The 14,989-nt window shown below is 64.3% G+C and carries 11 protein-coding genes and 1 pseudogene; 4 read left to right on the forward strand and 8 right to left on the reverse strand.

Going from position 1 to position 14,989, the window contains the following annotated elements; translation table 11 throughout:
• Both ACLBWX_RS12625 and ACLBWX_RS12630 read right to left on the reverse strand, forming a co-directional pair.
• Positions 1 to 632: pseudogene (locus ACLBWX_RS12625) on the reverse strand (hypothetical protein); the annotation flags it as partial.
• 877 nt (positions 633 to 1,509) lie between these two features.
• A complete protein-coding gene (locus tag ACLBWX_RS12630) occupies positions 1,510 to 1,833 on the reverse strand; it encodes an ATPase inhibitor subunit zeta (protein ID WP_447677414.1) in 324 nt (107 codons plus the stop codon).
• A 303-nt stretch (positions 1,834 to 2,136) separates the two neighbouring features.
• Between ACLBWX_RS12630 and ACLBWX_RS12635 the strand changes: the two genes are divergently transcribed.
• Positions 2,137 to 3,582 (forward strand): phospholipase D-like domain-containing protein, encoded by a 1,446-nt coding sequence (locus ACLBWX_RS12635; protein WP_447677415.1) that lies wholly within the window; start codon positions 2,137 to 2,139, stop codon positions 3,580 to 3,582.
• On the opposite strand, the gene ACLBWX_RS12640 is transcribed toward ACLBWX_RS12635, so the two are convergent.
• The 3 genes from ACLBWX_RS12640 to ACLBWX_RS12650 all read right to left on the reverse strand — a co-directional run bounded on the left by ACLBWX_RS12640 (position 3,473) and on the right by ACLBWX_RS12650 (position 5,945).
• Positions 3,473 to 4,300, reverse strand: coding sequence for an endonuclease/exonuclease/phosphatase family protein (locus tag ACLBWX_RS12640; protein ID WP_447677416.1), 828 nt, complete (start codon positions 4,298 to 4,300; stop codon positions 3,473 to 3,475). The genes ACLBWX_RS12635 and ACLBWX_RS12640 overlap by 110 nt on opposite strands.
• A gap of 70 nt (positions 4,301 to 4,370) precedes the next feature.
• On the reverse strand, positions 4,371 to 5,297 hold the full coding sequence (locus ACLBWX_RS12645) for a histone deacetylase family protein (RefSeq protein ID WP_447677417.1): 927 nt from the start codon (positions 5,295 to 5,297) through the stop codon (positions 4,371 to 4,373).
• Positions 5,298 to 5,396: 99 nt separating this feature from the next.
• Positions 5,397 to 5,945, reverse strand: coding sequence for a cupin domain-containing protein (locus ACLBWX_RS12650; RefSeq protein WP_447677418.1), 549 nt, complete (start codon positions 5,943 to 5,945; stop codon positions 5,397 to 5,399).
• A gap of 180 nt (positions 5,946 to 6,125) precedes the next feature.
• Here ACLBWX_RS12650 and ACLBWX_RS12655 point away from each other — a divergent pair, with 180 nt between their 5' ends.
• Together ACLBWX_RS12655 and ACLBWX_RS12660 are read left to right on the forward strand one after the other, a co-directional pair.
• A complete protein-coding gene (locus tag ACLBWX_RS12655) occupies positions 6,126 to 7,463 on the forward strand; it encodes an aminotransferase class III-fold pyridoxal phosphate-dependent enzyme (RefSeq protein WP_447677419.1) in 1,338 nt (445 codons plus the stop codon).
• A gap of 33 nt (positions 7,464 to 7,496) precedes the next feature.
• Positions 7,497 to 8,996 (forward strand): CoA-acylating methylmalonate-semialdehyde dehydrogenase, encoded by a 1,500-nt coding sequence (locus ACLBWX_RS12660; RefSeq protein ID WP_447677420.1) that lies wholly within the window; start codon positions 7,497 to 7,499, stop codon positions 8,994 to 8,996.
• Positions 8,997 to 9,108: 112 nt separating this feature from the next.
• Here ACLBWX_RS12660 and ACLBWX_RS12665 read toward each other — a convergent pair whose 3' ends face one another.
• Positions 9,109 to 9,747: a hypothetical protein gene (locus ACLBWX_RS12665; RefSeq protein ID WP_447677421.1), complete on the reverse strand. Its 639-nt coding sequence runs from the start codon at positions 9,745 to 9,747 to the stop codon at positions 9,109 to 9,111.
• Between the two features lie 164 nt (positions 9,748 to 9,911).
• Here ACLBWX_RS12665 and ACLBWX_RS12670 point away from each other — a divergent pair, with 164 nt between their 5' ends.
• Entirely contained in the window at positions 9,912 to 10,625 is a 714-nt protein-coding gene (locus ACLBWX_RS12670; RefSeq protein ID WP_447677422.1) for an SDR family NAD(P)-dependent oxidoreductase, read from the forward strand.
• A gap of 635 nt (positions 10,626 to 11,260) precedes the next feature.
• On the opposite strand, the gene ACLBWX_RS12675 is transcribed toward ACLBWX_RS12670, so the two are convergent.
• Together ACLBWX_RS12675 and ACLBWX_RS12680 are read right to left on the reverse strand one after the other, a co-directional pair.
• On the reverse strand, positions 11,261 to 12,538 hold the full coding sequence (locus ACLBWX_RS12675) for a glycosyltransferase family 4 protein (protein ID WP_447677423.1): 1,278 nt from the start codon (positions 12,536 to 12,538) through the stop codon (positions 11,261 to 11,263).
• A gap of 47 nt (positions 12,539 to 12,585) precedes the next feature.
• A complete protein-coding gene (locus ACLBWX_RS12680; protein ID WP_447677424.1) occupies positions 12,586 to 13,848 on the reverse strand; it encodes a nucleotide sugar dehydrogenase in 1,263 nt (420 codons plus the stop codon).
• Positions 13,849 to 14,989 lie beyond the last annotated feature (1,141 nt).

Consider the following 14,989-nt stretch of genomic DNA (forward strand, 5'->3'; position numbering starts at 1 on the left):
AGCTCGATGCCGCCGCCATCGTGGCCGTAGTCGAAGCTCGGCGCCTTGGCGTTGACGATCTTGGTGTACGAGACCTCGTTGTTGCTGTTGCCGATCATCACCCCGACCGCGCCGTAATCGTCGTCGTACACGTTGGCCGTGTTCTTGATCATCTTCAGATCGTGAAAGTAACTGCGCGTGACGAGGTTGTCGGTGCCGTTGAGCATCACCCCCTCGCCGACCTGGCTGGCCTCCACGTTCCGGATCGTGATGTGGCTGGCCGACTTGGTGACGTTGATGCCGGCCTGTGCGGTACCCGTGACGGTCAGCCCGTCGATGACGACGTACTTGGCATTGGCCACGTTGATGGCGTCCGAATAGCCCGCCGCGCTGTTGGCGATCGTGGCGGCCGGCCCCGTGCCGTAGGTCGTGAAGGTGATCGGGGCCTTCTCGGTGCCCGAGGCGGTGATGTTGAGCGCGCCCGTGCCCGCGGCCGCGGCGGTGTAGGCGGTGCCGGCCTTGAAGGCGACGGTGTCGCCCGCCTGGAGCTTCAGCTTGTTCACCGCATCCAGGCTGGTGAGGGGCGTGTCGGCCGACAGGCCGCTCCTGTTCGCGCCGCCGGTGAAACAGGAGTCGACGTAGTAGATCGTCATCGTGCTTTTCGCTCTGGATCAGGAAAACACCGGATGACTTGGAATTAGCGACGATAAGTTGAACTCCAGTCGTGGGAATCACTAAACTTCGAGAAGTTAAGAGGGATTTGATTAACTACAGGCCGTCGCCATATCAATTGTCAGTCAATCCGATTCACAATCGACGGAATCACAGACAGTCCTGCGCGGGCCGAGCGCACGCGAAAATCGATCCGCCCGGCGGCGATTTCTGCAAGTCGCTGATAAGGAAAGGAATTTCTCGCTTCGAACGACGCTGCCCGGATCGCGGACCCGCGAAGCGGCCGAAGAGGGCTGCAGACGCGCGACGCCGTCGCGACGTCCGGCGCAAGACCGCAATCCTGTGGATATTCCCGATGACCGGGCAGGGCACCGACGGCGCATCGAAAACAGCGCCTGAATTCGGGTCTGCCGCCGGGCGCCGTCAGGATCGCATCGGCCTACTGATTGCCGATCGATGGACCGCCCGCGGCGCCGCCGGTGCCGGGAGGACCGCTGGTCGGCGTACCGCCGATGTTCACGCCCGGCGAAGAGCCGGGAACGGAAGCGGGACTCGGGTTGCCCGGAATGGCCGGCGCCGGGCGCAACGCCGGGCCGCTGGTCTCCGGAACCTCGCCGGGGCCGCGCCCCCGGGCGGTGACGCCCGTGTTGCCGGCGCCCCCCGTTGGTGCGAGGGGCTCGGCGTGAACGGGACCGCAGAGGCACAGCCCCAAGGCTGCCGCACGGATTCGGGTCCAGGAAGTCATCGATTCATCCGTTCCGTCACGCTCCGCGATCCAACCGCCGAGGGCGGCGGAAGTTCACGACCTCGACAAACGCTCTTGGTCGACCGAGCGCGTCAAAACAGGACGGCGCCGCCTCAGGCGGTGCGCGGTCCGGGCGATCCGCAGTCCGAAGGCCGTTTCAGGTGATGGGTCAGGATCGCGGGATCCGCGATCACGCCGTTGGCTTCGAGATCGCCGCGGACGCGTTCCACGAGGTCCTGCTGCGGAACCCCTCGGATCACCGCGGCCAACAACTCGTCCGCATAGGCGGTGGCGCCGTGCCGGTCGACGCCGAGCGCCTCGGCGGCATAGCCCGCCAGAGACCGGACGCCCTGGCAATGCGTCAGGAACCGAGACTCCTCGGCGCGGACAAACAGCATCTCGGCCGCGCGTTCCCGCTCCTCGAAAAATCGGACCATGCCAACCTCCTCCGTCCGCAGTATCTACCAAGCTTTTTCGTCTGATACTGAAATCAAAATTACGATCGCGGCAGTCGACACGCCTTTACAAAGATCAAGATCCGGCCTCGTCGCCGCGAAACTCTTCGAACATGCGAGAGACGCGTTGTTTCGGGAACCGGATTCGGGAGGCATCGGCTCCGTCATCAGCGCGGACGCTGTGGACCGGCGCGTGGTCCCTCGCCTCAGAATCCCGTTGCCCGAGCTTGGTGCTCGGGTCGACCTTGACGTATGGCCCGGAGGGATCGCGGAGCGGGAGCGACGTTGGAACAGGCATTGCTCTCATGGATCGGCGCCCTGACGTCGATCCGGACCGAGGTCTTCTGGGTGCTCGGCGCCACCCTTTCGGGCCTCGTCAGCATCCATGTCCTCCTGCGCAAGCGCGAAGTCGGGGCGGCCATCGGCTGGATCGGCCTGGTCTGGCTGGCACCCCTGTTCGGCAGTGCGCTCTACGCCCTGCTCGGCGTCAACCGGGTCACCCGCCGGGCGCAGAAACTCCGCATCAAGCCGTCCCAGACAAGCCCGCGACGCGATGAGAACGAGGCGCCCGCGCCCGTCCTGCCGGAGCGATTCCAGCCCCTGGACCAGGCGGTCCGGCGCATCACGGCCCTTCCCCTCGAAGCGGGCAACCGGATCGCGCCGCTGCGCAACGGCGACGCGGTCTATCCCGCGATGCTGGACGCCATCGGCAAAGCCCGGCACTCGATCGCCCTGTCGAGTTACATCTTCCGCGACGACGAGATCGGCCGCGCCTTCCTCGATGCCCTGGAAGCGGCCCATCATCGCGGCGTCGCCGTCCGGGTCCTCGTGGACGGCATCGGCAGCGGCTACTTCGTCGCCTCGGTCTATGGCGGCCTGCGACGCAGGGGCGTGCCGGTCGGCCGCTTCATGCACTCGGTGCTGCCGTGGCGGATGCCGTTCCTGAACCTGCGCACCCACAAGAAGCTGCTGATCATCGACGGCGCGCTTGCCTTCACGGGCGGCATCAACATAGCCGACGAGAACCGTGTGGCGACCCATCCGCCCGAGCCGGTGCGCGACGTCCATTTCCGCATCGAGGGGCCGGTGGTCGCCCAACTCACGGCGGCCTTCGCGAGCGATTGGGCCTTCGTGATGGACCAGGAACTGGACGGCCCAGCTTGGTTCCCGCCGCTGACCGCCCGCGGCGAGACGCAGGCCCGCGTCGTCACCTCGGGCCCGGACGCGGACCTGCGCAAGATCGAACTCGTGGTGCTCCAGGCGATCACCTGCGCCCGGACCAGCATCCGCCTGATGACCCCCTACTTCCTGCCGAGCGAGGTATTGGTGAGCGCCCTCTCGCTGGCGGCCCTGCGCGGCCTGACGGTGGATGTCATCATCCCGATGGACAGCGACCACGCGGTCGTCGACTGGGCGACCCGGGCCCACGTGGACCCGCTCCTGCGCAGCGATGTGCGGGTCTGGCTCGACGACCCGCCCTTCGACCATGCCAAGCTCCTCGTCATCGACGATGCCTGGTGCTTCATCGGCAGTGCCAATTGGGACACCCGCAGCTTCCGGCTGAACTTCGAGCTGAACGTCGAGGTCTACGATTCCGGGCTCGCCCGGCACCTCGACGCCTTCATGCGGGAGAAGATGAGCGTCCGGCTGACGCGCGAGCACCTGTCCCGGCGCGGTCTCCCCGTCCGGCTGCGCGACGCAGGCGTCCGATTACTCCTGCCATACCTTTGACGCGCTCCGGTTTCTCCGGCTCCCGCCGGACCACCTCGTGGGTGGGGGCGAGATGCACGATGATCGGGCGGTGGTCCGAAGCGCCCCGCGGCAGAACGCTGCGCCCGTGACAGGTCAGCCCGCGCACGAGGCACCGGTCAAGCCGAAGGGGCACCACCCGCGCCATGGCGTGGGTCGGCAGGCGCGGGCCGACATCGCGAAACCCCGGCAAGAGGGTCGGCCCGACCAAGTTGTAGTCGCCGATGACAGCGGCCCGGTCCGGCAGGCTCTGCTCGATGCAGCGCAATTGCCGCCGGTTGAGCATCTGCCCATGCGAGAGGTGCACGTTGGCGACGCCGAACTCGCCCAGGTCGATCACTTGGCTCACCCGGTCGAACATCGCTCCCGCGGGCAGTTCGATCGCCATCGGCGGCGTGGCGAAGGGCATCGGACTCCAAACGGCGAGTCCGTGGATGCGGCCCGGCATCTGCGCCCAGGCATAGTGGCCGCCGACCTTGGCCTGGAGGGCCTCGATATCCTTGGTCGCCTCCTGCATCAGCACGAGGTCGGGCTGCTCGCGCTCGATCAGCGCGGCGATGCCGGCGACATTCGCGCCGACCCGCCGCAGGAGGTTCCAGCTGACGATCTTGCGAAGCCCGGGGCGGTCATGGCCCGGGCGCCCGTGGGAGTTCTGGAGAGCACGGGCGGTCAGGCGCGCGAGGCGGCGATCGTTCAGCATCGTCCCATAGGTGGGTCAGACGCGCCCGGCGGAAAGCCCGGGTCGGGACGCAGTCATCGGCTTTTGCGCCTCACGACTCCATGAGCACGGCGACATGCGCGGCCGTCGATTCGGCAAGACCCTTCAGATCGTAGCCGCCCTCCAGAACGGAGACGATGCGCCCGTCGCAGGCCTGCTCGGCGATCTCCATCACCTGGCGCGTCGCCCAGGCGAAGTCCTCGGCTTCCAGCATCAGGTTGGCCAGGGGATCGCGCCAATGCGCATCGAAGCCCGCCGAAATGATGATCAGATCGGGTCGGAAATCCTTGAGGCGCGGCAGGATACGCGCGGTGAACGCCTCGCGGAAGCGCTCGCCATCGGCGCCGGGCTTGAGGGGCGCGTTGACGATCGTGTCGTGATCACCGGATTCCGAGACTGCCCCGGTACCGGGATAGAGCGGCATCTGATGCGTGGAGCAGAACAGCACCGAGGGGTCGGCCCAGAAGATGTCCTGGCTTCCGTTGCCGTGGTGCACGTCCCAGTCGACGATGGCGACGCGATCGACGCCGTGCATCGTCCTGGCATGGCGGGCGGCCACCGCCGCGTTATTGAACAGGCAGAAGCCCATGGCGCGGGTGCGCTCGGCGTGGTGCCCCGGCGGTCGCATGGCCGAGAAGGCGTTCCGAGCCTGGCCCGTCATCACCGCATCGACCCCCTCGACCGCAGCACCGACGCCGCGCAACACGCAATCGATGGTGCCAGGTGACAGCACCGTGTCGGAATCGACGTGGACCAATCCCTCGCTGGGCGCCGCCGCAACCATCGCCCGCACCCATTCCTCCGGATGGGCCAGCGCCACGGTCTCCAAGCGCGCGGGCTCGGGCGCCCGGCGGTCGAGAGCCGCGAAGGCCTCTGTCCCGAGCGCCTCCTTGATAGCCTGCATCCGCTCGGGCCGCTCCGGATGTCCGTGCGGCGTCCGGTGCCCGAGGGCGGCGTCGTGGCTGAAGAGGATGGTCATGCGGCGCTCCGAGCCTTCGTCGCGCACTGGTATACCAGATGGCTCGCCGGAGACCAGCGCCGCAACGAACCGACGCACTCGATCCCGCAGCCGGTCGCTTCAGAAGGTCGGCGGGGTGCAGGCGCTCACCACCTCGCAAGCGGCCGGGCCGACGCAGCGGAAGCGATGTGGGCGGCGGCTCTCGAAGGAATAGGCGTCGCCGGGTCCCAGAATGCGGCGTTCGGCATCCACCGTCACCTCCAGGCGGCCCGACAAGACAATGCCGCCCTCCTCGCCCTCATGGACCAGGGGCACCCGGCCCGTATCGGCCCCGGGCTCGTAGCGCTCCTTCAGCAATTGCAGGCCGCGCCCGAATAGATTGTCGCCCACCTGCCGATAAGAAATCGGACCCTTGCCGATCTCGGTGAGTTCGTCGGCCCGGTAGAACGCCTTGCGCGGGCGCTCAGGCTCCACGGCGAAGAACTCGGACAAGCCGATGGGAATGCCGTCGAGGATGCGCTTGAGGGCGCCGACCGAGGGGTTCACGCCATTCGATTCGATGAGCGAGATCGTCGAGTTCGGCACACCGGTGCGCTTGGCGAGCGCGCGCTGCGACAAGCCGTGCAGCATGCGGATGGTGCGCAGGCGCGCGCCGAGATCAATGCTCATCGAAACCCTTGGTGTCGCCCCTCGGGCGGACCGCCCTGTTAGGGATGTTCAGGATTCACCGACATTGCTCCTGGCAGTCCCATCTTTTCAAGGACATCGCGGCGGTAAGAAAAGGACTTGTTCGCCACGCGCAATCGGCGCCTCTTCCGGGTCCATAGACGTCCCCACGGGAGGATCGCCATGGATCAGCACCACGCCGCCAATGCCCCTGGGCTCGACGCCTACTGGATGCCGTTCACGGCCAACCGGCAGTTCAAGGCGGCGCCCCGCCTGCTCGCCTCGGCCAAGGGCATGCACTACACGGCCACGGACGGGCGAAGCGTCCTCGACGGCACCGCAGGCCTCTGGTGCGTGAATGCCGGGCATGGGCGCCACGGCATCGCCTCGGCTGTGGAACGCCAGCTCACCACCCTCGACTTCGCGCCGTCCTTCCAGATGGGCCATCCGGCGGCGTTCGACTTCGCCGAGCGCCTCGCCGCCATCGCTCCGGGCGGCCCGGAGGCGGGCCTCGACCGGGTGTTCTTCACCGGCTCTGGCTCAGAGTCGGTGGACACCGCCCTGAAGATCGCGCTCGCCTACCAGCGCGCCATCGGCCAGGGCACGCGCACCAAGCTGATCGGGCGCGAGCGCGGCTATCACGGGGTCGGCTTCGGAGGCATCTCGGTGGGCGGCCTCGTCAACAACCGACGCGTCTTCCCACTGCTGCCAGGCATCGATCACCTCCGCCACACCCACGATCCCGAGCGCAACGCTTTCTCGAAGGGCCTGCCCGCGCATGGAGCGGAACTGGCAGACGACCTCGAGCGCCTCGTCGCCCTGCACGGGGCCGAAACCATCGCGGCCTGCATCGTCGAGCCGGTGGCCGGCTCCACGGGAGTCCTACTGCCGCCAGAGGGCTACCTCGAGCGCCTACGTGCGATCTGCGACCGGCACGGCATCCTGCTGATCTTCGATGAGGTCATCACCGGGTTCGGCCGCCTCGGCACCCCCTTCGCCACCGACTATTTCGGCGTGGTCCCGGACCTCGTCACCACCGCCAAGGGGCTCACCAATGGCACGCTGCCGATGGGCGCGGTCTTCTGCGCGCGGCGCGTCCACGACGCACTCATGCACGGGCCCGAGGCGGTGATCGAGCTGTTCCACGGCTACACCTATTCGGGGCACCCGGTAGCCTGTGCGGCAGGCCTCGCCACCCTCGACATCTACGCTCAGGAGGGCCTGCTCACCCGCGGGGCCGAGCTCGCCGAGGACTGGTCGGGCGCCATGCACGACCTGCGCGGCGCGAAACACGTCATCGACATCCGCACCATCGGCCTCGTCGCCGGCATCGAGCTGGCACCGCAACCGGGGGCGCCTGGCGCACGCGCCTACGACGTCTTCGTCGACTGCTTCGAGCGCGGCCTGCTCATCCGGGTCACCGGTGACATCATCGCCCTGTCGCCGCCGCTCATTGTCGAGCGCGACCAGATCGACACCATGGCGTCGATTCTCGGCGACGCCATCGCCCGCGCCGCCTGAACTCTTTTCGCCTCTCGTCCGTCAGGATCCTCGATGCCCACCGCGATTTCCCATTTTATCGGCGGCCAACTTGTCGCAGGCACCGGCCCGCGCCACGCCCCCGTCTTCAACCCGGCCACCGGAGAGGAAACCGGCCGAGTCGCCCTCGCCGACGCGGCGGACGTGAGCGCGGCGGTGGCTGCGGCCAAGGCGGTCGCGCGCGACTGGGCCCTGACCCCGCCCCTGCGCCGCGCCCGCATCCTCAACGCTTTCCTACGCATCGCCGAAGCGCGCACCGACGAACTCGCCGCCCTCATCACCGCCGAGCACGGCAAGGTGCTCTCCGATGCCCGCGGCGAGATCCAGCGCGGGCTCGAAGTGGTCGAGTTCGCCACCGGCATCCCGCAGCTCCTCAAGGGCGAGGTCACCGAGAACGTCGGTACCCGCGTCGACAGCCATTCCCTGCGCCAGCCCCTCGGGGTGGTCGCCGGCATCACGCCGTTCAACTTCCCCGTCATGGTGCCGATGTGGATGTTTCCGGTGGCGCTGGCCTGCGGCAACTGCTTCGTGCTGAAGCCCTCCGAGCGCGACCCCTCGCCCGCCCTGCTGGTGGCGGCCTGGCTCAAGGAGGCAGGCCTGCCCGACGGCGTGTTCAACGTGGTCCACGGCGACAAGGAGGCGGTCGACGCTCTCCTGCACCATCCCGACATCGCGGCGGTCAGCTTCGTCGGCTCGACCCCGATCGCCCGGTACATCTACGCCACGGCCACGGCCAACGGAAAGCGCGCCCAGTGTCTGGGAGGGGCCAAGAACCACATGATCGTGATGCCGGACGCCGACATGGACCAGGCGGTGGACGCGCTGATGGGCGCGGCTTACGGCTCGGCCGGCGAGCGCTGCATGGCGATCTCGGTGGCCGTGCCCGTGGGCGAGAAGACCGCCGACGCCCTGGTGGCCAAGCTGATCCCGAAGGTGCAGGCGCTGAAGGTCGGGCCCGGCACCGATCCGGATTCGGAGATGGGTCCCCTCGTGACGAAGGTCCACCGCGACAAGGTCAGCGGTTACATCGATGCCGGCGTGGCGCAGGGCGCAGAGCTCCTCGTGGACGGACGCGGGCTGAGCCTGCAGGGCTACGAAGGCGGCTATTTTCTCGGCGGCACCCTGTTCGACCGGGTCACGCCCGAGATGTCGATCTACAAGGAGGAGATCTTCGGACCCGTTCTCGCGATCACCCGGGCCCCGGACTACGCGACTGCCGCCAAGCTCATCAACGAGCACGAGTTCGGCAACGGCACGGCGATCTTCACCCGCGACGGGGATGCCGCACGCGAGTTCGCGCACGGGATCGAGGTCGGCATGGTGGGCATCAACGTGCCGATCCCGGTGCCGATGGCGTTTCACTCCTTCGGCGGCTGGAAGGCGTCGCTGTTCGGCGACCATCACATGCACGGCCCCGAGGGGGTGCGATTCTACACCCGCCTGAAGACCATCACGACCCGCTGGCCCACCGGCATCCGCGCCGGCGCCGATTTCGTCATGCCCACCATGGAGTAGCCGCCCTGGCTCAGTGCCCACCCGGCCGTCCCGGCCGCGGCGCCCTCGATCCCGGGTGCTGCCGCAGCATGAACAGCTTGCCCATCAGAGCAGCCATCTCGCTCAGATGGGCTTAGGCCAGGCTTCCCGAAGACCCGGCACAGTACCGTGCGGGCGGTGTTCTCCGTGATACCGAGGGTGACCGCCGCATCGACCCGGATCCGACGAGGGCGGCCAGCCGCGCCTCGCTCAGGATCAGGTGGAACAGGTCGCGGACGACCGCCGGGTCGAACGGGCGGCCCCGCGCCTGATCGGTCCCCCGGACGATGACGCTCGCCATCCGAAGGGCCGCCCCCTCGATCGGCGTCTGGAGCGAGACGATCTGAAGAATCAGGCTTCGGTCGTCGTCGCGCAGGATCAGCGCCGGACCGGCACTCCGGTCTCCGGCTCCGCCATTCTCGACGCGGCCGAGATGCTGGGCCGGAGCGCACCGGACCGCCCCGTCGCTGCGTTCGAGCCGCCCCGCTACGATCGAGAGGCCGCCGCCAAACAAGTCCCGCGCCGTCGGGTTGGCGAAGAGAACAATGTGCGATGGGTCGGCCGAGACCAAGATCAAACAGGCCTTCGTGATTTGGCATCTTTCGCAGGATGCGGTTTGATTCGCGTAGACGAAGCAGCTTGTCCGTGCCGCCATCGCGCGGAACGTACGAAACCACGGGGGACCGCGCGGCGGATGAACGAGGCGTTCGGGATGATGGGTGTGGCCGCTCACGCGTGCGCCTACGGAAGGACGAGGACTGTCCAATCCATGCGCTTCCTATCGAAGTTCGAACTTGGTCCTGCCTGTATCCTACTTCTCGTTTCGGCGGAGTCGCATTCTGGGAGCGAGATTACGTGCAATTCCGACCAGCCCGGACGCAGCGGGAGCACTTTGAAATGACCGGCGCGGTGGTGATCGGCGCCTCCGGCGGTATCGGCCGTGCCCTCGTGGATGCACTCGCGGCCGAAAGTGGGGACCGGACGATCTTCGCGTTCTCCCGCTCGGGATTGTCGTACTCTCGGCCGATCCACTCTGGGCAGATCGATCTGGCCGACGAGACTTCGATTGCTGCGGCTGCCGCAGCCGTGGCGCGGGTGGGTCCTCCCGACCTCGTCATCATCGCCAGCGGAGTCCTCCACCAGACGGGCGTGTCGCCAGAAAAATCACTCAGGAGCCTCGACCCAGCGGCCATGGCTACGGTGTTCGCCGTGAACACGATTGGGCCGGCTCTCGTGGCCAAGCACTTCTTTCCCCTGATGCCGCGGACCGGCCGAAGCGTCTTCGCGGCCTTATCGGCGCGAGTCGGGTCGATCGAGGACAATCGTCTGGGGGGCTGGTACACCTATCGCGCATCGAAGGCCGCCCTGAACCAAATCCTGCGCACCCTCGCCATCGAGGCCAGGCGCACCCACCCCGATGCGATCGTCGCCGGCCTTCATCCCGGGACGGTGAAGACGGCGCTCTCCGGTCCGTTCAGGCCCGATCCAGATGTACCAGGGCTGTTCACGCCAGACGTCAGTGCATCGCATCTTCTGAGTGTCCTCGCCGGTCTGAAACCAGGAGATTCTGGCAGGGTCTTTGCCTGGAACGGCCAGCAGATCCCGGCCTGATACGGAACGTGGATCCACATATCGATCTTATTCGCTGAAGAAGCCGTAGGGTGCCCCCTGCCCGAAAACCTCCCTGGCCTGTGTCAGCAACCGAGCTGCCCATTCGGAACGACGTGCTTCGTGGATCCGTTGAGATCAAGGCAATCCCATTGCGCCCCCTTTGGTGCGAAAGGACAACATCGTTATGCTGGTATTTCTTCGCTTCCTGCGCACATGGACACTGCTGTCCATTCCGGCCGGCATCGCGATGGGCAAGCTACTCAAGGCGAACCGCAGGGCAATGGAGCAACGATCCCATCGGCCGTGAGCGGCCGGGGCTTCGACTGGTCCCCTCATTCGCGGAGACCGTCTACGAGGAACCGTGGGCGGCCTCCGACAGCAATCCACTCTCGAATGCCGTTGGACTACCGATGCGATAGCAAGCGAGACTTCCCACTTGTCGGCCGCTTGGCTTCATCCAACTCATCGAGAGTTCAGGAGTATCTACAAGGCGCGGTGACTCGCGCCGCGACTGGAGACTCATCCTCCCGACGTTCAGCCACAGTTGACCCGCATCGATTCGGAAGCTTTGTCGCAAATCCCAGACAGACGCCTCGTGTTCGCGCCAGTCCTGCTGCGTAGAGATCCAGGAGAGCCTACCGGTCCGTGCCGCGCCCAGCCATCATGGATGGGCTTCGGAATGTGTCTTCGCCTGATACCTCTGCATTCGCCGACGGCACGACGATACCGCACGCTTGGCAGTAGGCCTGGATCAGCTTGGGCACCTGATGGTGCCAGGACAGGCTGTTCACCACACGCTCGCGACCGATCTCGCCCATGGCAGCACGCTTGTCGGGGTCGTCGAGCAGGGAGACAATCTTCTGCGCGAAGTCGATGGGATCATTCGATTTCGCGTAGAGCGACGAGCCTTCCGCGGATCGGCGTCCCTCCGTGACGTCGAACTGAACGATGGGCTTTCCGAGCGCCATGTACTCAATGATCTTGTTCATGGTCGACTTGTCGTTCATCGTGTTTACCCGGTCAGGGTTCACGCAAACGTCGGACGTGGAAATGATTTCAAACAGATCCTGATCTGGAATGCGCCCGGTGAACACGACGTAGTCTTCGAGACCCATCTGTCGGGCCTGATCCTGCAGAGCATTCAGGCTCGACCCGCCGCCGACGAGACAGAACAGCACGTCTTCACGCCCCATGGTGAAGATCATGTGCGCTGCGGCTTCCAAGAGAAGGTCGATGCCCTCCTGATCGCCCATGACGCCGAGATAGCCGACCATGTGCTTGCGTCCGCGGCGCAGAGCGGGATTTGGCGGAAGCACCTTGAGGCGCCGCAGGTCGGGCCCACTCCGGACGATGAAGACCCGATCGGGAGCCATACGGCCGCGTTCGATCGCAATCTGCTTGTAGCTCTCATTCGTTGCGATCGAAACGTTCGCGCATGCGAAGGTCAATCGCTCGAACAGGATCATCAGGCGCCAGAAAAACCCGCGCCGGCCGAACTTGGCTTCGTAAAGTTCCGGATTGATATCGTGATGATCAAAAATGAAGGCCTTGCCAAGGATTTTAAATTGCAGGGCGACGAGGAAGATCAGATCCGGTGGATTACAAGCATGGATGACATCAAAGCCATGCTTGAACAGGATTTTCCAGGCCAGCCGGCTTTCATGAAACAGGGCGACGCCGTATTCGCGCAGATAGCCCAGGGCATTTTCGGCATCGGATGGGAGGTGATGCCGATAGACATGCACGCCCTCGATGCACTCGTAGGGCGCCTCGTATCCCTTGCCCATCGGGCTGATGATCGAGACGACCGCTCCTGCCTCGTTGAGCGCACGAGCTTCCTGCCAAACGCGACGATCGAACGGCACCGGCAGGTTTTCGACGATGATGAGGACGCGCTTGCCTTGAAGCTGCATGGCCGATTCAACTCCCAACCAGATCTCGGATAAGCCTCAGGAGGGACTTATTTCAGTCGACTGATGTCGACGACAGTCGGGTCACGAAGCGTGAGATCCGAACCTTTTCCATTCGTGTCGATCACGATGTCGAATTGCTCCTGCTCCGCGTGTTCACGCGAAACCAGGATGTTCGGCAGTTCGGGCAAATAAGAAACGGCATACCCGAGATTCTGACCGACCAAGTTGTTCGGCTTCAGAAAGGGGTCATAGACAGCGAGTTCGTATCCGCCTTGAAGCAGTTTGCGCGCGAGATCGATGTGCGGACTCTCGCGAAGGTCGTCACTGTCGCTCTTGAAGGCCAATCCCAACATCAGAACCTTTGCGCCCGGCTTCAATCCCTGCGTGCAATACGTGAACAGGAAGTGCTTGTGTGCCTCGTTCGATCGGATCAAGGCGTCGACGACAGGCGTGTTCGCGCCAACGTCGCCGGAAATGTACTGAAGTGCCCGCACATCTTTGGGCAGGCAGGATCCACCGAAGGGGCCACCGGGACGGAGATAGTAGGGCGAAATGTTGAGCTTCGTGTCCGACACGAAAATTTTATGCACCAACCGCGTATCGATGTTCAATTGGACACACACGCGGCCAATCTCGTTTGCGAATGCGACCTTCAGCGCGTGGAAGGTGTTGTCGACGAACTTCGTGAATTCTGCATCACGGAAGCGCGTGTAGAAAGTCGGCGCGTTAATACCTTCATTCATCTGTTCGAGACGCGCGCAAGGTTCTCCATCCAGCGTGCCGACTACGATCTTCGGCGGGTCGAAGTAATCCTCAATCGCCGTTGATTCGCGCAGGAACTCGGGGTTGTAAACGAGCTCGACGGCATCGACCTTGTCACCCAGCATGAACTTGAAGATCGGCTGGATCAGTTCGTCGATCGTGCCGGGGCGGATGGTGCTCCGGTAAACGACCGTCAGAGGAGCGGCTCTACTGGACCGGAGCGACGCCGCGATCTGGCGAGACACCTCCGCGATATAGCTCATATTGTGGGATCCATCTGCGGCACTCGGTGTGCCGACGCAGACGATCGCGATATCGCACTGATCCAGCTCGGAACCTACAGCGGTGACACACTTCAGTCGGCCATCCTTCAGAGCAGCCTGAAGAAGATCCTCGATGCCGGGCTCCAGAATGGGAGATCGCCCTTCATTGACCTGGCGCACCTTATCACTGCTGACATCGACACCAATAACCTCGTGCCCTTGCCGCGTTAGGCAGGCCGTTGTCGTCAGTCCAACGTAGCCAAGTCCAAATACAGCAATACGCATCAGGCCGCTCCAACAATCTTCGAGTCGCAACTCGACATTGCATCAAATCTAGAATTCTTCTTTTTGATCTTGTACCCCATAGGCGAAGGCTCTTGGGAATGCAAAAGACAAATTTCCCTAGCACACGATGGGCGACCAAGACTTATTGATGTGGCCTCGTGCACCACTCACCTACGAGCCCAAAAGGCAGCTTTTGCGGTATCTCACGCCTGTATCTCCGAACGATGACGTAACTGCCTCTAGCCGCGCCAGGGTGGCTCAGCAAAATTCGCGCCAGGATGCTCAAATATCAAAGACAGCCCTCATCAAAGTACCTATTGTGCGTCGTTAGACAAATAATTCACTCATCCAAATCCCGGCGCAGGATCGATACATTGCCTTTCAACGACAGGAACGCTGATTTACGCCGCCTCCTTGGCCATCTACATTTAGGAGCCAAGCGCCGTGGCGTGGCACACGTGGGTTGAAAACCTTTTCGAGCGACCAATCCAGTCCCCTCGTCTTCAAGGGTAAGCCGACGCATCCAGGCTCTTCGCTCTGCGTCAGGCTCGGAAGATGCACGACGATCTTAAGGTGAGGCAGAGACAGATGGATCTATCCTTCGTGGTCGACGCCCTGCGGCAAGGCCACAGAGATCCGCGGCACGTCTCGCCGCGCCAGAATGAATTGCTTCGCATCTTCAAATCATCGGCATCTATTCGGGATTCCCTTCCCTGAATGCTGATTGAATTTCGCCCCGCAGAGATCTAGGTTTAAATACCGTGCGCATCTATGCGTACGCATATTCAGCTAGCATTTTTTTTTCACTCCGGCAACGCACTTGGTGCGCTGCAACACTTACCGTCCAGGCATACCTCTCCCACCGAATGGTCAGATGATATCGGGCTTCCGGGACGCCTCCCTGAGAAGCGTCCGATGCGCGCCTCGACGAACAAGGAGACACCAGACGCTCGATACATCAATATTGACGCTCGTTTTTATAATACATAATGGAATTGGATTTGGCTGAGGCCTGGAGAACCATCGATCTATTACTTCGAAAATCCGGCATTGCTCCGATTGTCGCATTGCGAAGTGCGTATGGACTCCGTCGAATAACGGCCTGGAATTCGTGACATCGGCGGTGGCTCATCGATTGCGG

The organism is Methylobacterium sp. M6A4_1b (assembly GCF_053345175.1).